Origin of the sequence: Vibrio pectenicida, from assembly GCA_024347015.1 — a bacterium.
Taxonomy (GTDB): Bacteria; Pseudomonadota; Gammaproteobacteria; order Enterobacterales; family Vibrionaceae; genus Vibrio; species Vibrio pectenicida.
On record AP024890.1, the window covers coordinates 923283 to 949562 of the forward strand.

The 26280-nt window shown below is 39.1% G+C and carries 21 protein-coding genes and 1 pseudogene; 12 read left to right on the forward strand and 10 right to left on the reverse strand.

What is annotated here, in order from left to right; translation table 11 throughout:
* Positions 1-54 precede the first annotated feature (54 nt).
* Both OCV27_RS19150 and OCV27_RS19155 read left to right on the forward strand, forming a co-directional pair.
* Positions 55-423 carry a YgiW/YdeI family stress tolerance OB fold protein gene (locus OCV27_RS19150; RefSeq protein ID WP_171361834.1) on the forward strand — a complete coding sequence of 123 codons (369 nt, stop codon included), beginning with the start codon at positions 55-57 and terminating at the stop codon, positions 421-423.
* Between the two features lie 97 nt (positions 424-520).
* Positions 521-1039: a hypothetical protein gene (locus OCV27_RS19155; RefSeq protein ID WP_125323402.1), complete on the forward strand. Its 519-nt coding sequence runs from the start codon at positions 521-523 to the stop codon at positions 1037-1039.
* A gap of 110 nt (positions 1040-1149) precedes the next feature.
* Here the strand turns inward: OCV27_RS19155 and OCV27_RS19160 are convergent.
* Positions 1150-4068 (reverse strand): annotated as a pseudogene (locus tag OCV27_RS19160) (chitinase C-terminal domain-containing protein); the annotation flags it as partial.
* A gap of 419 nt (positions 4069-4487) precedes the next feature.
* Here OCV27_RS19160 and OCV27_RS19165 point away from each other — a divergent pair.
* Entirely contained in the window at positions 4488-5636 is a 1149-nt protein-coding gene (locus tag OCV27_RS19165) for an iron-containing alcohol dehydrogenase (RefSeq protein WP_125323476.1), read from the forward strand.
* Between the two features lie 62 nt (positions 5637-5698).
* Here the strand turns inward: OCV27_RS19165 and torS are convergent, their stop codons facing one another.
* Complete coding sequence (gene torS, locus OCV27_RS19170; RefSeq protein WP_125323161.1) at positions 5699-8584, reverse strand: TMAO reductase system sensor histidine kinase/response regulator TorS; 2886 nt, start codon at positions 8582-8584, stop codon at positions 5699-5701.
* Between the two features lie 53 nt (positions 8585-8637).
* Between torS and torT the strand changes: the two genes are divergently transcribed.
* Positions 8638-9663 carry a TMAO reductase system periplasmic protein TorT gene (torT, locus tag OCV27_RS19175; RefSeq protein WP_420919491.1) on the forward strand — a complete coding sequence of 342 codons (1026 nt, stop codon included), beginning with the start codon at positions 8638-8640 and terminating at the stop codon, positions 9661-9663.
* Between the two features lie 10 nt (positions 9664-9673).
* Positions 9674-10135, forward strand: coding sequence for a methylglyoxal synthase (locus OCV27_RS19180; protein WP_125323162.1), 462 nt, complete (start codon positions 9674-9676; stop codon positions 10133-10135).
* An 11-nt stretch (positions 10136-10146) separates the two neighbouring features.
* Here the strand turns inward: OCV27_RS19180 and OCV27_RS19185 are convergent, their stop codons facing one another.
* Positions 10147-10656 carry a flavodoxin gene (locus OCV27_RS19185; RefSeq protein WP_125323163.1) on the reverse strand — a complete coding sequence of 170 codons (510 nt, stop codon included), beginning with the start codon at positions 10654-10656 and terminating at the stop codon, positions 10147-10149.
* A 164-nt stretch (positions 10657-10820) separates the two neighbouring features.
* Here OCV27_RS19185 and OCV27_RS19190 point away from each other — a divergent pair, with 164 nt between their 5' ends.
* The 3 genes from OCV27_RS19190 (at position 10821) to OCV27_RS19200 (ending at position 14704) form a co-directional block, all read left to right on the forward strand.
* The gene (locus OCV27_RS19190; protein WP_125323164.1) at positions 10821-11291 is read left to right on the forward strand and encodes a CreA family protein; all 471 of its coding nucleotides are present in this window, start codon (positions 10821-10823) and stop codon (positions 11289-11291) included.
* A gap of 108 nt (positions 11292-11399) precedes the next feature.
* Positions 11400-12704, forward strand: coding sequence for an inosine/guanosine kinase (locus tag OCV27_RS19195; protein WP_125323165.1), 1305 nt, complete (start codon positions 11400-11402; stop codon positions 12702-12704).
* A gap of 236 nt (positions 12705-12940) precedes the next feature.
* On the forward strand, positions 12941-14704 hold the full coding sequence (locus OCV27_RS19200) for a methyl-accepting chemotaxis protein (RefSeq protein WP_125323166.1): 1764 nt from the start codon (positions 12941-12943) through the stop codon (positions 14702-14704).
* Between the two features lie 69 nt (positions 14705-14773).
* On the opposite strand, the gene OCV27_RS19205 is transcribed toward OCV27_RS19200, so the two are convergent.
* The 5 genes from OCV27_RS19205 to OCV27_RS19225 form a co-directional block, all read right to left on the reverse strand.
* Entirely contained in the window at positions 14774-15340 is a 567-nt protein-coding gene (locus OCV27_RS19205; protein ID WP_125323167.1) for a GNAT family N-acetyltransferase, read from the reverse strand.
* Between the two features lie 583 nt (positions 15341-15923).
* Positions 15924-16697: a substrate-binding periplasmic protein gene (locus OCV27_RS19210; protein ID WP_125323370.1), complete on the reverse strand. Its 774-nt coding sequence runs from the start codon at positions 16695-16697 to the stop codon at positions 15924-15926.
* Between the two features lie 276 nt (positions 16698-16973).
* Complete coding sequence (locus tag OCV27_RS19215) at positions 16974-17480, reverse strand: GNAT family N-acetyltransferase (protein WP_125323369.1); 507 nt, start codon at positions 17478-17480, stop codon at positions 16974-16976.
* A gap of 24 nt (positions 17481-17504) precedes the next feature.
* Positions 17505-18779, reverse strand: coding sequence for a DEAD/DEAH box helicase (locus OCV27_RS19220; protein WP_125323368.1), 1275 nt, complete (start codon positions 18777-18779; stop codon positions 17505-17507).
* A gap of 191 nt (positions 18780-18970) precedes the next feature.
* Positions 18971-19147 carry a hypothetical protein gene (locus OCV27_RS19225; RefSeq protein WP_337969486.1) on the reverse strand — a complete coding sequence of 59 codons (177 nt, stop codon included), beginning with the start codon at positions 19145-19147 and terminating at the stop codon, positions 18971-18973.
* 119 nt (positions 19148-19266) lie between these two features.
* On the opposite strand from OCV27_RS19225, the gene OCV27_RS19230 reads away from it, so the two are divergent.
* Positions 19267-20472, forward strand: a complete 1206-nt coding sequence (locus OCV27_RS19230) for an aromatic amino acid transport family protein (RefSeq protein ID WP_125323367.1) — start codon at positions 19267-19269, stop codon at positions 20470-20472.
* Between the two features lie 147 nt (positions 20473-20619).
* Positions 20620-21756 (forward strand): peptide-methionine (R)-S-oxide reductase MsrB, encoded by a 1137-nt coding sequence (gene msrB, locus OCV27_RS19235; RefSeq protein ID WP_171360691.1) that lies wholly within the window; start codon positions 20620-20622, stop codon positions 21754-21756.
* Between the two features lie 75 nt (positions 21757-21831).
* Here the strand turns inward: msrB and dbpA are convergent, their stop codons facing one another.
* Together dbpA and folE are read right to left on the reverse strand one after the other, a co-directional pair.
* On the reverse strand, positions 21832-23208 hold the full coding sequence (gene dbpA / locus OCV27_RS19240; protein WP_337969452.1) for an ATP-dependent RNA helicase DbpA: 1377 nt from the start codon (positions 23206-23208) through the stop codon (positions 21832-21834).
* A gap of 109 nt (positions 23209-23317) precedes the next feature.
* The gene (gene folE, locus OCV27_RS19245; protein ID WP_125323338.1) at positions 23318-23971 is read right to left on the reverse strand and encodes a GTP cyclohydrolase I FolE; all 654 of its coding nucleotides are present in this window, start codon (positions 23969-23971) and stop codon (positions 23318-23320) included.
* Between the two features lie 262 nt (positions 23972-24233).
* Here folE and moeA point away from each other — a divergent pair, with 262 nt between their 5' ends.
* Together moeA and moeB are read left to right on the forward strand one after the other, a co-directional pair.
* Positions 24234-25469, forward strand: coding sequence for a molybdopterin molybdotransferase MoeA (gene moeA, locus OCV27_RS19250; RefSeq protein ID WP_125323339.1), 1236 nt, complete (start codon positions 24234-24236; stop codon positions 25467-25469).
* Between the two features lie 8 nt (positions 25470-25477).
* Complete coding sequence (gene moeB / locus OCV27_RS19255) at positions 25478-26239, forward strand: molybdopterin-synthase adenylyltransferase MoeB (RefSeq protein ID WP_125323337.1); 762 nt, start codon at positions 25478-25480, stop codon at positions 26237-26239.
* Positions 26240-26280 lie beyond the last annotated feature (41 nt).

Genomic DNA, 26280 nt, shown 5'->3' on the forward strand with positions numbered 1-26280 from the left:
TATTGCTTATATGGCATAATGCGGCATATTCGCCGATTAAAAAAAGGAAAAATAATGAAGCAAATCATTTTGGCGGTCATCACGACCTTCTTGTTCATTCCGGTAGCCGTTATTGCAAGTAGTGAACGTTCCTCTGAAGGGCTTCAATTTAATGGCCCAGTAAACTTAACGACTGTAGATTCGCTACTAGATGATAACAGTGTGTTCACTAAACGAAATGCCATTATTGATGGGTATATAGTTAGGCAGATTAGTATCAACAACTTTATTTTTTTTGATGGTAAGAGAGACATTAAAATTGAAATCAGTGATAAGGTAAGGTTAAGCCAATCTATTGATGCAAGTACAAACTTGCGTATTTTTGGCAAATTTGAGGGAGGAAATACTCCAGAAATTGAAGTAGATCATATTCAGGTTTTGTAAACATAAAGTAATTCGGCTCTGACTACGTTAATATTTGGCTTACTTATTGCACTCTATTTTAACAGTCAAAAACTTGATGTGAGTTGGAGTACTTACTTTGAAAAAGATAACACTAATCAGCGCACTCGTATGTTCTGGTTTTGCTAGTACCGTCAATGCAAACAACTTTAACTACAATTTCTTCGAAGTAAGAACGGCGATAAACCCTGAAATGTTTGGCGGCGAGTTTAGTACTTTTTTTACTGATAACTCTCACTTTGTATTGAGGGCTGATACACAATTCGACAAGGATTATGATTTAGCGGGAGGAATCGGCTTTAATGGCCCAATAAGCCAGTTTGCTGATGTATATGGTCAGTTATTGGTTCATCGAACTAAATACACGCCTGATTATGGAGCAAATAAGGATACTACGGCCGAAATTAATATTGGTGTCAGGTTGTGGCTCGCCGATCAGATCGAACTGTCTGGAAGAATGGGGCGTAATGATGACAGCTCTGTTTTCTATGCAGGGATTCGTTTTCACTCTACAGAACAACTCTTGCTTGCCGCAGAAACACGTAATAATGGACTATATGGCCCCCAAGTGACTATGTCAGTTAGATTCCAATATTAGAAATTGATAGTAGATTGTCCTAAAATTTTAGACTTTATCTTGTAGGGCCTTGGTGTACCAAGACCCTAATGGATCAATCACTTATCATATTGATCAATAATCGGACTAGCGATAGGTAAATCAGGCTGCTCAAATTTAAAGGCATAATCAACACCATTAACTTTCACACTGTAATTAGCTGGCCCAGAAATCGGTAAGTAGTATACCATATCAAGTTCATACTCTCCTCCAATAGGTAAGTTCTTCCAGCTAGGTAAAGTAAAAGATGCTCGGTGCATCGGTCCATCTAATCCACCAATATTATTGGGACGTGTGTGCCCAGAAGAAATGACTGATAAACCAGCACCAGATTGATCCTTGACATTATCGGGGGTTGATACTGGTACATCAAATTGGAACTCAGTGCCTCCTGGTAATTCTTGATCACTATTATTGATAAAGGTGACTTTGGGATTAATAGGGTAATTTTGATCACCTACTTTGAAGCCTGAAACCTTCACGGCGATGTCAAGAGCTTGTGTCGCAATTGGGCTAGTAGATAGTTTATTTCCGTATGGCGTCGCAGATTTAAACTTATTATAAATTGCTTTGGTCATTGTGGTACCCATATGGTATTCCCCTTGACCCGATACACAAGACTGTTCTGAGTTATCGATTCCAGATCTTGTGCCCTGTTTATCTAATAAATAGCAGCTATAGTCGCCCGCTAACTCCCAAAACATAATGCCACCAATTTCTTTATCTACTACATAATCAGTTTTAATATCAATTGAAGCTTTATCTTCCATGGATAGGAAAACTTGCTTTTCATCATTCCACAGCCAAGGTGCAACTGCGACGCTATCGTAGTGGCGCGTATAACTGCCAGTTAAACGATCAGTTGGATCATTTGTGGGATCAAGTCCATATGCTGAAGAATATGACCCCCAAATATTATTTTCTAGATTTTTGGCGTGCCACATTGGGTTTGAACCTGCCCCCATCTCATTACCATTGATGTCTTTGTCATGCCACATGTTATCGATACCTACTGCACCGTGACCGCAATTATTTTTCTCACCTTCACCAGTGCCAGGTGGACATAGGGTTTGATCAGGTAATGCAGCTCTTCCCCAAAGCCCATTGCTTCCATTGAGGACACTTTGCCACCCTCGTGTATAGTATGGGACACCTATGTTGATACGACCTGCTGACATCGAACCTCTGAAATAGTGGTAAGCCCAGTCTGTATTAAGGTAACCTATTCCCCCATATGCTGCGGTATCGTAAACGTTCCACTGTATCAGTTCCGAGTCTTTACCTGTATCGTATAATGCCGCATTGTGACCCACATGATCATTCCAAGCTCCGTGCAAGTCATAAGACATTATATTGACGTAATCTAGATACTTAGTCACATCAAAAGATTCCATGCCACGCAATAAATAGCCCGATGAAGGGGCTGCAATAGTCAGCATGTAATGTATACCGTCTTGAGCTGAAGCTTTGTCTAATTTGTTACGTAGAACTTTCATGAGTTCTTGATACGAAGCCCACAAATGCTTACGCCTTGGTTCCATAAAGTCTTTATCATCTGGATTACCAGCACCTGCCATTGATGTAGGATATTCGTAGTCAATATCCAGGCCATCAAACTTATATTTTCGCATCATTTCAACGGCAGAATTTGCAAATTTTTCTATTCCTGCATGGTTTATAGAACCACTGGAATTGGTTGTCATAGTGTAAAAACCACCATCTGCAATACGTTTGCCGTCTTTATCAAAGTGACCTCCAGTTTCTGCCCAACCACCAATAGAGATCAACGTTTTTACATTGTGCCTTTGTTTGTATGTTGCTAGTGCTCCGAAGTGGCCTTTAAAGCCAAGAGAGGGATCAATATCCACATCAGGCCACGTTTTTCCAACTGCAACATTATTGGGGTCATTAACATCACCCACATTGACCTTGCCATTTGACCCAATACTTACGAATGCATAGTTAATATGTGTTAAATGCTGCCATGGAATATCTTTAACTAGGTATGAGGTTTGTGGATCATCTCCTGAGCGCCAGCTTGTAAAATAACCAATAACACGACGTGGATGGTCAGTACCCATTTTTTCACGCCCATTTTCGTCATATATTGTACAGTACGGGACATTGACGCTAGCCGTTTGGTATAAACCATCAGGACGACAAGAAGAAACCGTTGGGGCATCTTTTATTTCTAATTGCATCACTGATGAACTCGAAGATGCGCCTTGATTGTCTATTGCCTTCGCTACGATAGGCACAATGCCCGTAGCAGAAGCTCTGTAATCAAGAGTATAAGGCAAGCTGGTCACGACTCCAACTCTCTGACCAGAAACGTAAAACTCAACTTGTTCAACACGGCCATCATTATCTGTAGCACCAGATATAAACGTTACCGTATCACCCACATCAACGCTGTTAGCTGATAAAGTTAGATCAATAATTGGTGGCTCATTGCCTGGCTGTGCGTCACTAACATCAATGATTATGGTGCTTATGGTACTTTGGGCTCCTTTGTCATCATAGGCAATAGCAGTAATACTGTGATTGCCGGCTATCGCATTCCAAGTTGTTGAATAAGGTCTGGTTTTATCTTCGCCCAAACTTTGTCCATCAATAGAAAAGACGACTTTCTCAACCTTTCCATCTGAATCACTTGCATCGGCAGAGATCATGACAACCTCGCCCGTTTCTATAGAATCTGAAGGTTTTGGTGACGTCAATCCAACATTAGGCGTTTTATTGCTATCCCCGACACAGTTTCCAAGTTTCTTCCATTGCGACCACTCTCCGGAGTGAGTCTCTGGTGAGTCCCCTTTTGTCCAGTAATTTGCTTGATAAGCATAGCTCTGTTGCTGAACTTTCTGCCCACCTGTGTAGACGGTTGCCACATTCCAGTTATCTAAAAGTGTGCAATCAATTGCTGCGTAACTTTGGAAAGCAGCCAGACATGAAGCGCTAAGCAGACTGAGTTTAAACAAGTGCCTTTGGGCTCTTGATACCGATAAATGCATTCTAATTATCCTTTAAGTTATTGTTTTAATATTATTAGCTGATGTTTTTATCCATAAGACAACTTAAATTCCGTTGTGAAATAACTCTAGGTAAGAACACGATATTGTATAGATATAAATGTTATATCTATAAAACAACTCGCAGTTTTTTTGATTTAAGTGCAATATTTCAGCAGTAAATTTGCGACGAGAACATTGTGTCACTTTTGAAAAATAAACTTAAAACCTTATGTATTGGCAGCAATCCGGCCCATTTTTTTAGTTTTAAAAATCAGTAGGTGTTTGATTAAAATGACGCTTATATTCTCAAGAAAATTCGGAAACGATTTTTTTTCGCATAATAAAATACTAATATGCACTCATAGCCCGAGAGAAGGCTGAAGCAATATGCTTTTATTACCAGTAGAAGAGGAATGACAATGCAGTTTAGTTATGTTAACCATACTCAAATAGTCTTTGGGCAAGGTCAAATTCAATCATTACGGTCATCAATTTCACAAGAAGATAAAGTATTGGTGATATATGGTGGTGGTTCTATTAAACGAAATGGCGTGTACGATCAGGTACTAGCCTCATTAAAAAATCACCAATGGATAGAATTCTCCGGTGTTGAAGCCAACCCAACAATTGAAACGCTTGATAAGGCCGTCAACATCGTTAAGCAGCAAGGTATTAATTTTATCCTTGCTGTCGGTGGAGGATCGGTTATTGATGGCTCAAAGTATGTCGCAGCTGCTGCAAAATATGATGGTGATGGCTGGGATATACTAACTGGTAGCCACCAAGTTATTGATGCGACGCCTCTTGGGGCAGTTTTAACATTGCCTGCAACTGGGTCTGAGTCCAATATGGGAGCTGTAATCACCAAAGCAGCAACACAGGACAAGTTATCTTTTATGAGTCCACATGTGCAGCCTAAATTTGCTGTGATGGATCCTGATGTAATGAAAACGCTACCTGAAAAACAATTAATAAATGGTATTGTTGATGCTTGGGTTCATGTATGCGAGCAGTATTTAACGACTACTCATGGTGCAATGGTTCAAGATGGTTATGCAGAGACTTTACTAAGTACATTAAGAAAACTAGGTGAAAATTTTGACCAGCGTGATAGTGATGAGTGGCGTGCAAACCTTATGTGGTCAGCAAATCAGGCACTAAATGGATTAATAGGTAGCGGTGTTCCTCAAGATTGGGCCACTCATATGATAGGTCACGAACTGACTGCTTTATGGGGAGTTGATCATGCCCGCTCATTGGCAATAGTGCAACCTTCACTGTTACGTAATCAACTCCAATATAAGCGCTCGAAGCTTGAACAAATGGGTATCAATGTATTTGGCTTAGAGCAATCTGAAGATTTAGCTGAACGTACAATTGATGCAATAGAAAGTTTCTACCAAGAGATGAAGGTTTCAACAAAGTTGACGGAACATGGAAATAACAAACAACAAGCAATCGATACTGTTGTTAGCCAGTTAGAGTTACATGGCATGGGTGCCCTCGGCGAAAACCAAGCAATCTCTCTTGAAGCAAGTCGGCAAATACTTGTAAATGCGATTGCGTAAATTTATTAAAAAAGCAGCATTCGCTGCTTTTTTAATTTCACTGGTAATCATCTAATTTAACATTATTTAGACGTTTCATTTATTATTTGGTGCAGCGCTTCGCTTGACTGTTGAATCATGGTTAACAATTGTGATTGGGTATGCCGGTACGCTTCTATTGGATGCTCAGATTTTTCAATACTTACGCATATTTCGCAAAGTGCGTTGAGGCCTAAACTCCCTGCAGAGCCCTTCAGCTTATGCACTAGCGCCTTTACTTGCTTTGAGTTTGTTTCATCAAGTGCATCTTGTAGCGAACTCAATATTGAATTTGCAGTATCATCAAATATCTCTATGATTTCTCTCATCTTTTTAGACCCTAAAATTAAAACATCTTGTTCTATTATTTTAGGATTAATAACGCTATCTGCAGATAGTTCATTTTGCAATCTATGGTTATTCTGCCGTGTTAGTGTTTGACTTAGCATAGTATTTTCTATCATCTCAGCTAATGCATCTTTATCTAAGGGTTTAGGGAGAAAACCATCAAAACCTGCCGTTAGATAGCCCTGCACTTCCTCTTTATATACATGGGCTGATACAGCAATCATCTTAGTTACAGTGTCCCTTTTAAGTTGTTTTAGTATTACTAGTAGTTCTACGCCATTACAATCTGGAAGGTTTATATCCACCAATGCGATATCAAAACTACCCTGTTTATATAATTTTTGGGCTGAGCTGCCATCGGGTGCGATTTCGATATAATGCCCTAAGCTTTCTAAAAAACCCTCCGCAACCATACTATTTACTGGATTGTCTTCGACAAGCAGCACTCTAGCTGGATATTTTTCTCCAGATATAGGTTGTTTAGGTAGCATTTTTTCTCCATTTGGTAAAAAGATGCTGAAACTAAACTGACTCCCTTTACCGACTTGTGACTCTAGTCGTAATGTGCCACCCATGGCTTCCACAATCCGTTTACTAATGGCTAAACCCAGCCCTGTTCCACCTTTTGATTGAACTGCTCCTGATGCCTGAGTGAAGGCATCAAAAAGTGCTTTTTGATCATTTTTATCAATTCCAATACCAGTATCATTAACCACAAATAATATATTATCTGGATGCAGAGGATCTGGAGCTATACAGATATCTATGTGTCCATATTCAGTAAATTTAACCGCATTACTTACTAGGTTTGTTAATACTTGACTTATACGGGTAACATCGCCGTACAGGTAAAGATTGACGGAGTTATCAATTGAAGTTCTGATATCAATGTGCTTTTCAAGTGCCTTACTATCTAGTAACTGTTTAACCTCTTCAATCACGGCATGAATTGAAAAGTCAGTAGGCCTGATTTCCAAAAAACCCGCTTCAATTTTTGAATAATCAAGAATGTCATTTAGAACTGCAAGTAATGTTGACCCACTTCGATTAATGACTTCGACAAAATGACTTTGTTTAGATGTAAGAATTGTGTCTTTTAATAACCGAGCTGTTCCAAGTACACCGTTTAGTGGTGTGCGTATTTCATGACTCATAGTCGCCAGAAATGTTGATTTTGCTCGGTTGGCTTGTTCAGCTAAAGCTCTGGCCTTTTCATGGTTTACAACTTCTTGATTAAGGCGTTTATTGGCATTTTCTAGTTGATGGGTTCTTTCAGTAACAATTTCCTCTAGATGCTCTTTATGTTGTTGTAAGTCTCGCTTAGCTTGAGTTTCACTTTCTGCGACTACTTTAAGTGATTTCGCTGTGTCTCGTGCATCAACAATAGCCCTTCCCATATCAGCTAATTCATCGCTTCCTGTTACATGAATATCAATGTTTAGATGACCTTTAGCTATTGAAAGTAAAGCTGAGGAATATTCTGCTAATCGTTTAATCACTGAGATATAAACTAGTTTCCAGAGAATTATGGCAACAATCAGCATCCCAGCGACCGTTATTATAATCAAGCTTAATTGTGAGTACTGCAATGTTGTATGCAGCTTTTCGACTGACTGATTCGTAGCTTGGTTTGAGTCATCAATTAGTTTTGCTACTGTGCTATTTAAATCAGTAAATTGGATCAATGTATTTCGCAGTAGTATTTGTGCGGAATGTTCGCTCTGATAACGTTGAGCTAAGAACTCGAAAACAACGCTTCCTTGCTCTAATTGATTCAATAACTCAGCCATCTGACGAGAACGTGTGGGGTCTTCTACTGTTTTGACTCGGCGTTGCATTATATCTAGGTTATATAGAAACTCTTTCTCAATACTGTAAATTCGATCGATGTTAGAAGTTGTTCTGGTTTCCTCAATATGATTCAACACTTTAAATGCGAGTAAATGTAATTCGTGTAATCGCTCTGAACGGTCTAAGTCTACTTCTACTAACGTATCTAGTGCTTGATATACCTTTTCTGTTTGGTTAGCTTCAAGTAAGTTATAAATCTGAGTGACATTAGCTACAGCATTGGTACTTGTATTAGAAACTTGTGTGCCGGTGAGAAGTTCAAGCTCTGATGCTTGCTCACGCAACACCTCTGTTATCGAGGATAGCTTTTTCTCAAAAAACAGTTTTTCCTCTACGACGAGCCCGAGTTCACCCAAAGTGTTAATAATTCTTTGAAGATCGTTTTCTAGCCTAACAAGTAATGTCGAATCAAAGGAATCGGAACCTAATTGCTTAGTATGAGATAATAGCCTTTCTAATTGAGTAAATAGAATTTTTCCAGATTGTTGTCGTTCTTGCTCAGTTTTAGCGTTGGAGAGCGTTTGAACTGAGGAAATGATATGCGCACTTAGTTCAGATACTTGCCTTGCTTCGATCATAGAAGGTAGCGCTGAGTTTACCACTTGCCGTTCCGTTTTAGCGACCGAAGAGAAGCCCATGACTCCAATAACAGCAGAAATCAACACCAACATTGCCATAGCAACAAACGCAAATAATAATTTTTTACCTATACTGGCCTTTTCTAACAACATTTAGCAACTACACTTCTTTGCTCGTTGATAATAGGCTATATTCTGCAGTGTTTATGGACTTATTAGTAACGATATATCTCATGCTTTCAGTTTTCTCCTTTAAACGAACTTTGGCCGTTACGCTTTTTCTAATACCAATGTGGTCGAATCTAGCATCTGCTTTAGAGAGTCCAATCAAACTCTGCGTCTTGTACCCGCACCTTAAAGATTCCTACTGGCTATCAGTTAATTATGGCATGGTAAACGAAGCAACTAAACTTGGAGTCGAACTGAAAGTCTTCGAAGCAGGAGGCTACCCTAACAAACAAAAGCAGCAAAAGCAGATCGAAAATTGTCGTCTTTGGAATTCTGATGCAATAATTTTAGGTACTGTAGGTCCCGATCTTTATAAAAACAATATAAATCAACTTATTGGCAAAATACCAATATTTTCAATTGTCAATGCACTGACACTAGAAGAAAATGCTCAACAACTAAAAGGCCAGGTGGGAGTCGATTGGAATTTGATGGGACGCTATGTGGGGCAATATCTCAAAAATAAGCACCCTAAAGGATCAGGGATAACCAATATCGCATTGTTACTTGGCCCTAAATCTAGTGGTGGTACCATGCCTGTTATGGAAGGATTGCGGAGTGAAATTGAAAACAGTGATGTTCAAATAGTCGAATCTTACTGGGCAGACAATGATAAGGAGTTACAGCGTAACTTGGTCCAGAAAGCCATTGAGAGTAATGATATTGATTATATAGTGGGTAGCGCAGTTGCAATAGAAGCTGCGATAAGTGAACTGCGCACTGCCAATAAAGCCGATAATATTGGTTTAATTGCAACCTATTTAAGTCATGGAGTTTATCGTGGGCTACTACGTCAACGTGTAGAATTTGCTCCAACTGATAAAATGGTACAGCAGGGACGAATGTCTATTCAGCAAGCTGTGCACTATTTAAGGGGTCAACCATATCAATTAAAACAAACCCCTGACATCAAAGCACTCACACCCGAACATTTAGATCCGGTTGTTATATCAGAATCTTTGTCTCCCTCCGAGTATCGTCCAACTTTTTACATCAGCGATTAGGAAACATATCATGAAAAAAACCACGCGTATCATGCCTAAGTACAAGCACATAGCCCTAGTCGCTCATGATAATTATAAACCTGAGTTACTGCGCTGGGTCAATGAGTATAAAGTAAAACTTAAAAACCATACTCTTTACGCTACTGGTACTACTGGAGCGATGCTTAGTAAATCGACAGGATTAGCGATTAAAAGTATGATTTCTGGACCTATGGGTGGAGATCAGCAACTTGGGGCGCTGATCTCAGAAGGTAAAATTGATGTGCTTATATTTTTTTGGGACCCTCTTAATGCCGTCCCACATGATCCAGATGTAAAAGCATTACTTCGCATTGCAAGTGTTTGGAACATACCCGTCGCAGCCAACCGCGCCACGGCAAATTTTCTCATAGCATCAGATTTAATAGAGTCTGAGGTTTGCATTGAAATACCAGACTATCAAGCTTATCTGTCTGAACGTACAGTTGGTTAGGTAAAAGTAATTTATATTCTATGGGGCTCAATATAGATATCAGAATATTTTTCAATGGCTAACGATGAATGGTTAAGCAGGGTTGAAAGAAATGACTCATGGTTAGAAGAAGTTGTAACAATGTCGGAAACAAGTAAAGAGTTACCATATTTGGTCACGACGGCCGCTGCCGCTGGTTCGCCTTGAAGAAAACCCACATAAAGATCACAAGGCGGAGAAAATATAATCTGACTTAAGAACTCCACCACAAAAGCCTGATCTGTAGAACTGCCCCAGCGCTGGGATTGTAGCAACGAAAATATAACTGTTAAGCGGTGAAAATCCACTTTAAAAATTCCGTCTTCCGCATATTCTGAATTAATATTTGGCAGCACTTTTAATTGATAGCTAGTACGATTATTGGCATCAGATAAAAATAACGCTCTGCCTAACAAGCTCTCTTTAGTTGGAAAGTCAACATCAACATGCTGGCTGAACCATTGGTTTTTGATTTTAATGATCTCATTTAATGTGTGGTTCATATATTAGCTGAATAAGACTCAGTAGCAGACATGAGGTGAAGCTTAGCGACAAGAGCATGACGTAACAAGTGTTTTTAATTACATCTAAAGCTTCAAACTAGCATATTCTTTGCCAAACTGTTCTAATTCATAGAATCAAGAAGATAATTTAAGCAGATAAAATTATGTTAAGAAAAGTTGCATCAATAACCATGCTTTCACTCGGTCTGACAGCATGTGACAACAATGAAGTGGGCGATGTTAGCCTAGGCTTATTTACCTTAAAAGACATCAAAATAGAAAACCTTAAAGATGATATTGTGACAGGTGTAACCTGCCACATAGCTTCTGTAGAAGCCGATTTCAGTTTGGCCGACCCTAGTGATAGTTCTATTTCATGTCGACAAACCGGTGATATTACTGCAGATATGATCGATAAAATTGATAAGAGTAAATCCGGTGAGGTTGTATTCAGAAAGTCTAAAAGTATTTTCTTTAAGTCAATGAAAGTTAGACGTATCTACGACTCAGAAAATCAAACGTTACTCTATTTGTCTTACACAACTAAAGAAACCGAAGGTAGCTTCAAGCACAGCCTGTCTACAGTGCCATTGTGGGAAACTAAGGCTTATTCAGTCTCTGAAAAAACAAAATAAGCACAAGGGCCAAGTATTTAAATTTGGCCCAGCTTGATGTAAATAAAATAAAAGCAATCCTATTAGAATGTGATAAGATGCGCCAAAATTTCCAACCCTGCTCAAAAGATGAAATTTCCTGGACAACGTAAATCTAAGCACTACTTCCCCACTCACGCTCGAGATCCACTTGTCAACCAAATGAAGCAGACACCAAAGCTTTTTCGTCCGATTATAGTTGGTGTAGGTCAGACAATTGTTGATATTGAAGCTCGTGTAGACGATGACTTCCTTGCCAAATATGATCTAAGCAAAGGACATTCTTTGGTTGTTGAAGAAAGCAAGGCGGATGAACTGTATAAAGAGTTGATCAACCGAGAATTGATCACACACCAATATCCAGGCGATACAATAGGTAACACATTACACAATTACTCAGTACTTGCTGACAGTAAGTCTGTTCTGCTAGGTGTAATGTCTAAAAATATCGAGGTTGGTTCATTTGCTTATCGTTACTTATGTAGAACGTCCTCCCGTATGAACCTTAACCATCTTCAAATGGTTGAAGGCTCGATTGGGCGCTGTTATACACTAATCTCGAAAGATGGCGAACGTACCTTTGCGATAAATGAAGGGCATATGAATAAACTTCGTCCGGATAGTATCCCTGAGGAAGTATTTGATAAAGCCTCTGCCCTAATCGTTTCTTCTTACTTGATGAGAGGAAAACCCGAAGACCCGATGCCAAAAGCGGTAGCTAGGGCGATTGAAATTGCAAAGTCTAAAAATGTGCCTGTAGTATTAACTTTAGGAACAAAGTGGGTCATCGAGAGTAATGCTGATTGGTGGCAAAACTACATCAAAGAAAATATTTCAATCGTCGCCATGAATGAAGAGGAAGGGGAAGCACTTACCGGCGTAAAAGATCCTCTCCTTGCCGCAGACAAAGCATTAGAATGGGTTGATCTTGTGTTATGTACCGCTGGGCCAGTCGGTTTATATATGGCAGGATATACCGAAGACTCAGTAAAACGTACAACGGAGCTCCCTCTATTACCTGGTAATATTGCTGAGTTTAATAAGTACGAGTTTAGCCGTGCGATGCGTAAAAGTGATTGTAAAACCCCACTAAAAGTATATTCACATATCGGCCCTTACTTAGGTGGTCCATTAGAAATAAAAAATACCAACGGCGCAGGAGATGCAGCCCTATCGGCACTTTTACATGACATGGCAGCTAACAGTCACCATCAGATGAATGTCCCAAATTCTTCTAAGCATGATTGCCCATACCTAACCTACTCCTCTCTTTCTCAGATTTGTAAATATGCAAATCGTGTTAGCTATGAGGTTTTAACACAGCACTCTCCTCGACTTTCAAGAGCACTTCCTGAACGAGAAGATAGCTTAGAAGAAACATACTGGGATCGTTAATGGCCATACCACAGAGAGCGGTTTTATACGGCTCTCTGTGGTAAAATTTCACTTAGTACACTGCTATTTTGAAAAGTAAGCACCGCCTACCTTGTTAGCTTGATTTATATCAATCGTTTATTCCCATTTATTCCGATTCAGCATAGCTAAAGTATGCATAATTGATATATCTATAATTAGCAACTATTATTCATAGAGTTGTTACCATTCGCTCAGTCATTAATTTAGGTATTCACATGAATATTAAGAATAAGCTATATTCATTAGGTGCAGTCGCTATTCTCGGAGTTGCTTCGTTGCTGTTGACAAGTTCTCACTTTGCTCAAACCTCTGATCAACTCAATCAAGCAACTTTGTTAGTAGCAAAACTTGAAATTCGCCTGCTCAATTTGAGACGTAATGAAAAAGATTTTTTATTACGCAGTAATATGAAATATCTGGATAAATTTGGCAAGAATATGGATATTTTCCTTGGCTTAGAATCCGAGCTTTCTGCGGTATTAAATTCAAACGACTTACCGTCCAGTGATTCTGTAAGAGAAGATATCTTGAAATATCAGACTGGTTTTACCAAGTTAGTAAATGCGTATGACACACTGGGGTTAAAGCCCGATGAAAAACTACGAGGAAATTTAAATAATGCGCTTTCTTCGATTAAACCATCATTATCCAGTGATCAATTAGTGAGTTTACTTGAATTTGAAACTGGTGTAGCGGGAGGAGAAGTTAAAGAAAATCTATTACCCTATAACTCCACCCAAGTACTTGCAGCAGCAAAAGATGTAGTGGCTCAGAAACAAGCAATTGGCCTCAAGTATAATGAAGGTATCTTAGGTGAAGTAAGAGGCTTATCACATAGTGTTGAAAAGCAGTTCAATACATTCGCTGCTGCTTTGGCGGAACAAAGTGAAGCAACTCAAAAAAGTCTAATAGCTACTAAACAAGGTGTTAGTATCGCTGTAATGATATTTATTCTTGGGTTTATATTCCAGATATCTCGCTCTATCAATCAACAAGTAGCTGCTCTACTAAACATCATTCAAGAAATTGCTCAATCTAATAACGTTACCTTACGTTCACAACTTGAAGGCAATAATGAGCTTGTTTCGATAGGTACTTACTTTAATCGTTTACTTGATAAACTTGAAGCGCTTATTTCTGGCACGCAAGCCAAGTCATCAGAGTTATCTCAAAGTACACAAAGCATGCATAACGAATTGCAAAGTGTAATTAAACAGTTCCATGTTCAAGCGGACCACACTTCAACTATGACTATCTCAGTACAAGAGATGGTATCGACCATTAATGAGATATCAGAGAGCACAGCTGTCGCTGTTGAAGGGGTTCATCAAGCCTCCCTCAATGCGAAGAATGGACGCTCAGTCGTTGAGGAAACCGTAAGGAACATCGGCGAGTTATCTCAAATTCTATCCGACAGTCAGGGATCTATCAGTTCGCTAAACAACCATGTCGATAAAATCGGAGATGCTGTAAATATCATCCAAGGTATTGCAGAGCAAACAAATTTACTAGCTTTGAATGCTGCAATTGAAGCAGCTCGTGCTGGGGAGCAAGGACGAGGCTTTGCTGTAGTGGCAGACGAAGTTCGAGCATTGGCAAGTCGAACACACCAATCAACTGAGGAAATTACCAAAGTTGTAACAGATATTCAGACTCAGATGGCTACGGTTGTTACCAATATTGATCAATGTAATGAACAAGGACAGCAAACATTAACTGCATCAGAAACACTAGATGATAGTCTCGGCCAAATAATTACTGACATGACTAATATTCAAGCTAACTCGGAGCGGATTGCTTCTGCGATTGAAGAACAAGGAAGTGTTATGAATCAGGTCAGTGATTCTATCACTGAGTTAAATACCATATCAGAAGGTAATATGCACTCAGCGCAAAATTGCCTTGGAGAGGTTGATAAGCTTTCTCTCCAAGCTGGTGACATGGACCAAGCGGTGGCTGAGTTCCGTACATCAAAATAATTTAAAAGTTATATCTATATTAAGGCGCTTCACTTTTTGAAGCGCTTTTTATTTTCGAGTGATAATTGGTTAACTCAATTGAATACAGTTTGCTCTGCTCTCATGGCACATTGTATTTTTGAGCAACCCAACCGCTGATTCCCATCCGTATACAATTTCAGGAATTTGAGTACCACAAGGTGCCTTCCAAATCCGCTCTTGAACAAACTCTCCACCTAGGTATTCACAAAATCTGACAGCCCTATGATTACTTTTGATGACATGTAGATAAACCCCATTATTAGGAAAATATTTCACAACCCATTGTGCTAACTGAGATATCAGTTTTATACCTAGCCCTCTTCCCAGATAGTTAGAATCGACATGTAGAGCGTCAATGAAGGTTCCCTTTTCAAAATCATGATTACCAAACGCACAAATAAAGCCACATAATAAGCCTCCTTCTTCAAGCATTAAAACATGTTGGTTAAAGGGGGGATTGATTAGGCGAGTTTGCCAAATAACTCGCCTTTCAGCCATTATTTCATGATCAAGATATTGTGGTGCTAAAAAACCTGGATAGAACATTTTCCAGCTTTGTGTGTGCAGTGAAGCAATGCGCTCGTAATCGCCATATACAGCCACTTTAAAATCCATGTATTAAACCCTGTTATATCCTATAAAGACAAATCATCCATATTGAACATTGAAGCATTACCAAAACTGCTAGGTAAACTGCATCAGCTGTCAATTTTAGTCAACATTATAGCGTTTAGAAACATAAGGAGGTGACAAATGAACGTCAATACTTTGAAATTGAGTCTAACGTCTTAAATTCAGTTTAGGTAATGGTAATTTAGCTTATTTACATAGAATAACTTGCACGAGATAACTAATTTTTAGCAATTAATATTATATTCTTGATAAAGAAATAAACATCATTAATTTTTTCAATCACTATTCATGATTTTAAAAGTGTAGCCAGTCACTGATTCGTTTTTCTGATGAGTTACCAATAGAGATATTATATTGAATCAATTGCTTGTAAAATTAAGTCTTTATTATATAGGATATAATATCCCTATAACTTAAAAAATAATATAAAATATAGTCGGTATGTATTTTAATATAGGAATATAAACATTGGTTTAATTGAATAGCTTTATTACTTTATTTTAGTCACATATGATTATTAAAAAAGCGAGAGGATAACCTCCCGCTTAATAAAATATTTGATACATCACTTCACAAATTTTTGGATAATTTGATCGACCTCACCACTGGCTTTCATCTCAGAAAGTATTTTATGATACTGAGATTTAAAGTCATCTTTGAACGGGAATTTACCTGCTTTAGTAGCGATACCAAGGAATCCTTGCTCTGAGCTTATAGTCGCCCCTTCAACTATACTCTGTCCGTTGTACTTACCTTCTTTTTGAAGCTTTTTCAATTCCCACTGTATTGATAATGCATCATTCATGTAACAATCAACACGTCCGGCAATAAGTTTAAGAAGATTTTTTGGGGTTCCTTTGGTTTCCGATAGCTTGATTTTTCCCGCTTTAACAGCAGCTCTGAATTCATCTCCACCGGCTGAGAAGCCCGAGTTATTGCCTATGGTCAAGCCCATATAGTCACCTGGCCAATTTGGTTTCGGTGAACTTAATACAGACTTTTGACAAACCACAACGAGTTTTTCATCCAATATAGACATATCATATTCCATATATGGACGCTGCTCAGGTCGTTTGTATGGAGGGTAAAGAGCAAAGCTTTTTCCTCCTTCAATTTCCAATAAGCCCCGTTTCCATGGCACCCCTTTAATAGTTACATTGTATTCAGGCATTTTAGAAAAAATACTTTCTAATACAACTGTATAGATCCCTGTCATACGTCCACTGTCTACGTAAGAATAAGGGGGGTAAGAATCGTCCCCATATATCACTACGTTGGTTTTTGCAAAAACTGATGTAGACGCTAAAACTGTACAAAGCAAAGCTAGGGTTTTTTTCATAGTGACTCCGGCACTGTTCCTTCAGTATTAATAAAATAAGATACTATCGGTAAGTAATAGTGCATGGTTAAGTTAAGTCAAGCTGATAAATATTGTGTCTATGTTGAAGAAAAACATGCATCTAATGTAAGTAGTTGATATTTAATGCTTTTTAATAGTATGCATTCAAGGTGAAATACTGTTCCTAGATAAGAATTGTTGCTAAATGTTAGTACTTTAGTTTGCATTTACTTTAATGTATTCGTTTTTTCTTCGTCCAAAAAAGTACATTTTTAATCATTTAATCGACAGCTGGAACTCAATACAGTTAATGGGATTTCCGTTTAATTCTGCGTAGTTTGAAACCAGATCGATAGGTTTAAAACCATTTGCCAATAATACTTTTTGCGAAGCCAGGTTTGTTGTTGATGCATATGCAACCAGCTCCAAGATCTCTAACTTTTCAACAATTCGTGTCATATTCGCCACTGCAAACTTTGCTAAACCACGATTTGTGAAATTTTTACCAACCCGGTACCCTATATGACCGAGCTTTTTCCGATAATCAACGTTAGAAACATTTACTCGACCAAGTATAATTCCGCTATCATCAACGATTAACATTGGGATTAACGTTTTGGCTTTATATTCCAGCAAAAATAACTGGATGTGTTCTTTGACTCCTTCTAAAGAATAAAAATCAATTTCTCGAGAGGGGATCATAGATTCAAACCATTCTTTATTTTGAAGTTCGAATTGCAAAAGTTGTTCACTCCAACCTTCAGAAAGTAACTCAAGATGCATATCAAATCCTTTTGCCTAACAAATTTATCTATTGGGTCGTTTGTGCTTTCCTCGGTTAGAGTGGATTTTAAACTGGGCTTTTAACTTACGTTTTGCTGCAGAACGACTATTACTGCTCCTACCTTGGTTACACTCAGACTCTTGCTTTACTTCTTTGCTTGGTTCAAAACCTTGCAGCCATTCTTGTGGTAAACGTGTATCCAAGAGGCTTTCTATTGCTTCAAGCAAGTATTCTTCATCCTTACTCATCAAGGATATAGCTAAACCCTTTTGACCAGCACGACCTGTGCGGCCGATACGATGTACATAGTCCTCTGCTTTGTATGGCATGTCGAAGTTTACGACCTGACCTAATTGATTGATATCCAACCCTCTAGCAGCAACATCAGTCGCGATAAGCGCTCTAACTTTACCCGATTTAAAATCATCTAGCGCCTTTTGACGAGCTCCTTGGCTTTTATCGCCGTTAATGGATGCCGAGTTAATCCCGTCGAGTTTAAGCTCTTTTACTAGTATATCAGTACCCTGTTTGGTCTTTGTAAAAACCAGTACTTGATGCCAATTACGAGAGCCTATCAAATACGCCAGTAACTCAGCTTTTCTTTTTTTGTCTACTGGATAAATCATCTGTTTAACGGTTTCAGCCGTGCTATTAGATGGTGTGACTTGAATTTCAGTAGGTTTATCCATTAATCGGTGTGCAATAGTTTTGATTCGCTTATCAAAAGTCGCTGAGAAAAACAATGTCTGCCGCTCAGGATTGACATGCTTCAAAATACGTTGGATATCAGGCATAAAGCCCATATCTAGCATACGGTCTGCTTCGTCTAAAACTAAATGCTTGGTTTTTCTTAAGTTAATGTTTTTACAATATAAATGGTCAAGAAGCCGACCCGGCGTTGTAATTAGAACATCACATCCTTGCTGTAGATTGCGAGTTTGAACATTGATGCTGGTTCCACCATATGCAGTCACAATCTTTAACTGAGTCGATTCGGCATAAGAAGTCAGGCTGTCGAATACTTGCTGCGCCAGCTCGCGTGTTGGCACAATGACCAATGCTAACACATCATTAGACTGTCGATCTCGACTCGCTTCTTTTTCTAGTAGTTTATTCAACAGCGGCAGACCAAAGGCTGCTGTTTTACCTGTCCCAGTTTGTGCACCCGCAAGCACATCTTTTCCTTCTAATACAAGAGGGATAGCTTGCTCCTGAATTGGTGTTGGAATGTTGAAACCTAATTTATCTAACGTATTAGTTAGTACTTGAGATAAGCCTAACTGGTGGAATGAAGGCATGGTAATTTTCCAGATCAAACGGGGTTAGGATTCTATCAAAATATTTTCGATGCGTTTAGTCTAAAACATCGAAAGTAGCTTTCGAAGGTTCAACGTAGTGTTGTTTAAGCGTTTCAAAATAGAGATATGATAAAAGCACAAAACCAGCGTTTTTCACTGGCTTCTTATCGAGTTCTAGGTATAAAAAGTTATTAGTTAAAGTTTTCTTCAGTTCGTTCATTAGTTTCCTGTTCATAATCTGACAGGTTAAACCCAATTTCCATAGCATCTAACAATTCAAGACATTCATCGAGTTGAGTAAGATTTACCTTTATCAACCCATAAATATGTAAACTATTAACTACAGGTTTGAACAAAAAAATGTACATCGGGCTTGTAATTATCCTAAGTAATTTGCAGAATGCTTCTATTCTAGGAATTTAAGATCGAATTTGTTATAGATATAAATCTTAATATTTCAACACAACAACTGTAAAGAATTATATACATGAACAAGTCGAAAGTATTGGGTAGCACTTTGATCATTGCCGGAACCACTATCGGTGCTGGTATGCTTGCTCTGCCACTAGCCTCTGCTGGGATAGGGTTTTCTGCATCACTAATCATTATGTTCGCGTTATGGGCACTTATGTCATATACCGCATTATTGATGGTTGAATTACACCAACATGCCGATTCGAGAGCTACTTTACATACTCTCGCTAAACAGTTTCTGGGGAACAAAGGAAAATGGGTCGCTAGCTTCTCTATGCTCTTTTTATTCTATTCACTTTGTGCTGCTTACATTGCAGGAGGAGGCGCTCAGTTTGGCGATCGTCTAGCTTATTTCACCGGCTTAGAGTTAACAGCTACATCATCGACTATATTATTTACTTTTGCCGTCGCCTCAGTTGTGATCATAGGTACCAGTACGGTCGATAAAGTCAATCGTATTTTATTTGCCATCAAACTGGTTGCCATGGCCATAGCGCTAAGCTTTCTTGCACCCAATGTCACTGAATCGTATTTACTCAGTATGCCAATTGAACAAGGCTTAATTGTTGCTGCTATTCCGATAATTTTCACTTCTTTTGGGTTTCACGGTAGTATACCTGCGATAGTCAACTATCTAGACGGGAATACTCCATCATTACGCAAAGCCATCATTATCGGCTCCTCCATCCCCCTACTAATTTATGTTTTCTGGCAAATTGTGACTCTCGGAGTCGTAAGTCAAGAAGCATTAATTGATAACCAAGGGTTAAGTGGACTTATCACAACCTTATCGACCAAAGTCCATCAATCAAGCCTTAGCCAAACTATCGGTGTGTTTGCTGACCTTGCATTATTAACTTCGTTTTTGGGTGTTAGTTTAGGGTTATTCGAATTTTTAGGGGATAGCTTTAACAAGCAAAATGCGCCTTCTAATCGAATTGTCATTGGTTTAATAACCTTCTTGCCGCCGATGGGATTTGCGCTCTTTTATCCACAAGGTTTTATTATGGCTCTTGGGTATGCGGCTATCTCTCTAGCTATACTCGCTATTTTCTTGCCTATTTTGATGGTCAAAAAAGCTCGTGTTATTGATAATAGCCAAGCAAGTTATCAAGTGATGGGGGGTAATCTAGGCTTGCTGGTTAGCGGTACTGTAGGGGTTGTAATTATTACAGCTCAAATTCTTATTACTAGCGGCGTTATTCCTGCTCTCGGCTAGCAATTTTAGGTTAACAAGTAGCGGCAGCCTAGTGCTGCCTTTTTTATTTTCATTTAACTTTATTTTGCAAAAAGTGATTTTGAGTGTAATTTTTTCCGAGTCTTACCTTTCTTATTAACCAAAGAAAAAGTATTTGAAGAGGTTGATATGAAAGTTAAGTCAAAGATAGTCGTTTCTGCTCTAGCTTTAACTGCGGCCCTAGTATCATTTTTTGGCACAGCGAAAACCGAAGTTAAAAAAGAAACAAGTAATAGTAACTATGAAATTGCAACCTTAGCTGGTGGATGTTTCTGGTGTACTGAATCTGATCTTGAGAAGTTAGATGGCGTTATTGATGTGGTGTCTGGATATTCAGGCGGTGAGCTAGAAAACCCGACATACAAGCAGGTATCTTCAGGAAATTCAGGTCATATTGAAGTCATTGAAGTGAAGTTCGATCCAAAGACTGTCAGTTATGAACAGGTACTTGACCAGTTTTTCCGTCATATAGACCCGACAGATAGTAAAGGTTCCTTTGTTGATCGTGGTCCACAATACCGTCCAGCCATTTTTTACCATAGCATTGAACAAAAGAAAATTGCTCGAGACTTTATGGATGAAATCGACAACCTCGGTATTTTTAAGAAACCTCTCAAAACTGAACTGACCGAATTCTCAAAATTCTGGCCAGCTGAAGCTTATCATCAAGACTACTACAAGCATAATAAGATTCGCTACAACTACTATCGTTACGCCTCAGGTCGCGATCAATATCTAGATGATATCTTTGGTGATGACCGAGAAAAGAACCCTATAACACTCCGTCAATTGATTGATAAACACAATGTAGTTGCCAACATTAAGCCCTACAAAAAACCTTCAAATACAGAAATAAAGGCCAAGCTTACTGATTTGCAGTATTACGTAACCCAAAAAGAAGGTACAGAAAAAGCCTTTAAGAATGAGTATTGGGATAACAAGCAAGATGGCATTTACGTAGATATCGTCTCGGGTGAGCCTTTGTTCTCCTCAACAGACAAATATAAATCTGGTACAGGTTGGCCAAGTTTTACTAAGCCAATCAATGAGGGGTATATAGCTGAAAAGACAGACTACTACCTTGTTTATCCTAGAACTGAAGTACGAAGTAGGTTTGCGGATTCACATTTAGGGCATGTGTTTAAAGATGGACCTGCACCTACAGGCTTGCGCTACTGCATGAACTCCGCTGCAATGAAATTTATTCCTAAGGAAGAATTAGAACAACAAGGCTATGGCGAGTACTTATATTTGTTTGATAGTTAAGTATTTATAATTAAGGCCTTACTGAATTATTATCATGTAAGGCCTCTTAAGCACATTATTCAATGGATAATGCGTCTACTTCATTACACGAGCTTTAAAATTCTTACCTTTCATCTTTCCGTTTTGGAGTTGTTTAAGAGCTGGTTTTACAAGCTCATGCTCGACCGCAACATAAGACACCATAGATAAGATTTTTATCTTACCTATTTTCTTTCCGTCCAAACCGGCTTGCTTCGTTAGTGCACCTAAAATATCACCAGCTCTAACTTTTTGTTTTTTTCCACCCAAGATTTGGATCGTTTGCATCTTGGGGTAGAAAGGTTTTTCAAGCGGTTTTTCAGGTAAGGTGGCTGGAGATATTTCAATATCCATGTATTCATCAATTCGTGCAACACGGTATGATTCTTTTTCACTGTAAAAGCTGTAAGCAACACCTTTTGCACCAGCACGACCTGTTCGACCAATACGGTGAACATGAACTTCTGGGTCACGAGATAACTCATAGTTAAATACTGCATCTAAATTGTCTACATCTAACCCGCGAGCTGCCACATCGGTAGCAACTAATATGGAGATACTCTTATTCGCAAACATAGTAAGTGATTGTTCTCGATCGCGTTGTTCCATATCGCCATGAAGTTCTACAACACTAAAACCGCGATAGACAAGCTCATCAGCTACATTCTGAACTTCCTTTTTAGTATTACAAAATACCACTGAAGACTCTGGTTTATGTGTTAGAAGTAATGCTTCCAGTGCTTCATCTCGATCTTGTCGTGTCTCAAGTTGGTAGAACTGCTGTTCAATGGTTGTAAGTTGATGTGTCGATTCAACTTTTATCATTTGCGGCTCTTGCATAACTTTGGCTGCTAGAACCTCTATATTTTCTGGAAATGTCGCACTAAATAATAAGGTCTGCCTTGCTTTAGGTGCTTGCTCAACAATTGCATCGATAGCGTCTTCAAATCCCATATCTAACATTCTATCGGCTTCATCTAGTACTAATGTGTTGATCTCTTCTAAATTTATTCGACCTTTAGATAGATGGTCTAGAATACGTCCAGGTGTCCCCACCAGTATGTGAGCGCCATGCTCAAGGGATCCAATTTGCGGGCCCATAGACATACCACCACACAAAGTTAATACTTTGATATTATGGATACCTCGGGCAAGTAAGCGTATCTCTTGTGCAACCTGATCCGCCAATTCACGGGTGGGACAAAGAACCAATGACTGAACACGAAAGCGCTTAACATTGAGGTTGCTTAATAGGCCAAGAGAAAAGGCTGCGGTTTTACCCGAACCTGTTTTACCCTGTCCTATAACATCATTTCCTTGCAAAACAATAGGTAATGTTCGCTGCTGGATAGGCGTCATTTCGATAAATTTTAAACTATCGAGTGTTTCAATTAATTCAGGTTTTATATTTAGACTTTTAAATGTGTTTGTCACAGGGAAACTCTCAAAAATAGCCAACGGGTAGGATTTGTGTTGACCGTTCAAAGTAAAAAACCGCTTCGGACGAGAAGCGGTTCATGTAATCGTTAGCTAAGCTCAAACTCTAGCGAATACCATGCAGAAATTCATAACGTGTGGCTGGATTACTCTTAAAAATACCACCAAGAGCTGTAGTCGTCGTTTCGCTGGTGGCATCCATAACACCTCTTGATTTCACGCAGTAGTGAGTGGCATCGATAGTCACTGCAACATCATCTGATTCAAGCAAGGTTTGCAATGCGACTAAAATCTGCTGGGTCATTCTTTCCTGAACTTGAGGGCGCTGAGCGAAAAATCGCACAATACGGTTAATCTTAGATAAGCCGATGATTTTTCCTCTAGGAATGTATGCAACGGTTGCGCGTCCATCAATGGTTACAAGGTGGTGTTCACAAGTGCTAGTAACAGTGATGTCTTTTACACGCACCATCTCACTCATATCCATCTTATTTTCGATAACAGTAATCTTGGGGAAATTTGAGTAATCTAGGCCAGAAAAAATTTCATCAACATACATTTTTGCGATTCGATGTGGCGTTTCTTCAAGACTATCGTCTGTAAGATCAAGCTCAAGCAGAGTTAGAATTTCACGCATATGATGCTGAATTTTTTCTTTCTTCTCTTCTCGACTAATCTGGTTCGGTTGCATTGGCGTCTCTAGACCACGATTTTCTAACGCCTTTTTTACCAATATTGCGGATTCACTCAGATCTGACATCCTACTTCCTCTCAAAGTTTGTTTGCCGTTTCAACATCAAACTACTACATGTGTTGCTCCAAAAATAATTCACTCGCCTGGAGTGGCTACGGTTCCCAGCAAAATAAAAGTGGGGTAGCTTTTTCGGCTGATAAGGATACTCGTATTTTTACTGAATTACACCCATATTTTATCCGTGGCTATTATTGTGACTACAATTATGTGTGATACCATAATCACTACCAAATTGAGTGTGAAACCAACAAAATTTAGGGTTAATATGATGGGTTGCTGCGATGCACCGGGCTTAATGCCAATTGATGACGCGATAAACAAAATGTTATCGTCAATCAAACCACTTCAGACTAGTTTCCCCCTCCCCTTAATCGACGCCATTGGCTACGTTATTGCAGAGGACATCTACTCTCCTATTTTCGTTCCACCTTTCGCAAACTCTGCGATGGATGGGTTTGCTGTTCGCATTGCTAACTTAAGCAGTAACAACTACTTACCTATATCGGGAACATCTTATGCAGGACAGCCTTTTAATGACCTTTGGCCTGAGCATACCTGTATTAGAATTATGACAGGGGCGCAAATCCCTCATGGTTGTGATGCTGTCATTATGCAAGAAAACGCCACGGTGACGGAGCAAGGTGTCATATTTGAACAATCTAATATCAAACCACAGAATAACATTCGTCCTAAGGGTGATGATATCTCTCAAGGTGACTTGGTTGTAGCGAAAGGTTCTCGACTGACAGCACGTGATATCCCGATGATCGCAACTTTGGGCATCAGCCATGTAACTGTGCTGTGTAAACCACGTGTGGCCTTTTTTTCAACCGGTGATGAGCTTGTTTCACTTGGCGAACCTCTCAAAGCAGGGCAAATATACGATAGTAACCGCTATGGTATAAAACCTTTGATTGAAAATTTTGGTTGTGAAGCAATTGACCTTGGCATTATTCCAGATTGCCCAGTCGAGTTAGAAGCAACCTTCAGGAAAGCTCAATCTAAGGCTGACGTTGTTGTTACCTCTGGTGGTGTTAGTGTAGGCGAGGCAGATTACACCAAGGAAATATTACTGAATTTAGGAAAAATTGATTTCTGGAAGCTCGCCATCAAGCCGGGTAAACCATTCGCTTTTGGAACGTTACCAAACGCTTTGTTCTGCGGACTTCCTGGCAACCCTGTCTCTGCTGTCGTTACTATGTATGTTTTAGTCCAACCTCTTTTAGCAAAATTAGCTGGGCATACTTACTGGCAAAAGCCTGAATCTATTCCTGCAAAAACACGCTCTGTTTTTAGAAAATCACCAGGACGTACAGACTATCAACGTGCTATCTACAGCATTGAAAATGGTCAGTTTTTTGTTGAAACTACTGGAAATCAAAGCTCCGGGGCTTTTCGTTCGATGAGTTTAGCCAACTGTTTTGCCGTTCTTGAACAAGATCGTGGTCATATTGAAGTGGGTGATACGGTCAATATTCAATTGTTTAATTCTTCACTTTATTAGGAAACAGTTTGACCATTCTTTCTGATCAGGAAATGCTGCGCTATAACCGTCAAATCATTCTTAAAGATTTTGATTTTGAGGGCCAGGAAGCACTAAAGCAAAGTACAATCCTTGTGATAGGCATCGGCGGCCTTGGTTGTGCTGCCAGCCAATATTTATCTGCTGCTGGAATCGGCTCTTTAACCTTGGTTGATGATGACATTGTTGAACTGTCTAACCTACATAGGCAAGTATTGCATCAGGATATAAATCAAGGACAATACAAGGTTCATTCTGCTACAGATTCACTCAAACAACTCAATCCGTATTTAAATATCCGCCCTATTGCTAAGCGCTTAGACTCCTTAGAACTTGAATCTGAAATCAAACAACATACTTTGGTTGTGGATTGTTCAGATAACCTTGAAACACGAAATCAACTTAATAGCATTTGCTATAAGCTCAAAGTACCCTTGGTGTCGGGAGCTGCAATAAGAATGGAAGGACAAGTTAGCGTCTTTACCTATAAAGATGATAACCAACCATGTTATCAGTGCTTAAGTTCACTAATCGGAAACACAGATTTGAGTTGTGTAGAGTCCGGTGTGATGTCCCCTATTGTTGGTATTATTGGAACAGTACAAGCATTAGAGGCGATTAAAGTCATTGCAAGATTCGGCCAATCAAAACAAGGAAAAGTTTTGCATTTGGATGGTATGAGTATGTCGTGGAGAGAGATGAATCTAATCAAGATAGTCCACTGTATTGTATGTGGTATGGAGTCTAGTTAAGTCACAATACCTGCCTTGCTTAGCCCTGTACAAACGCAAAA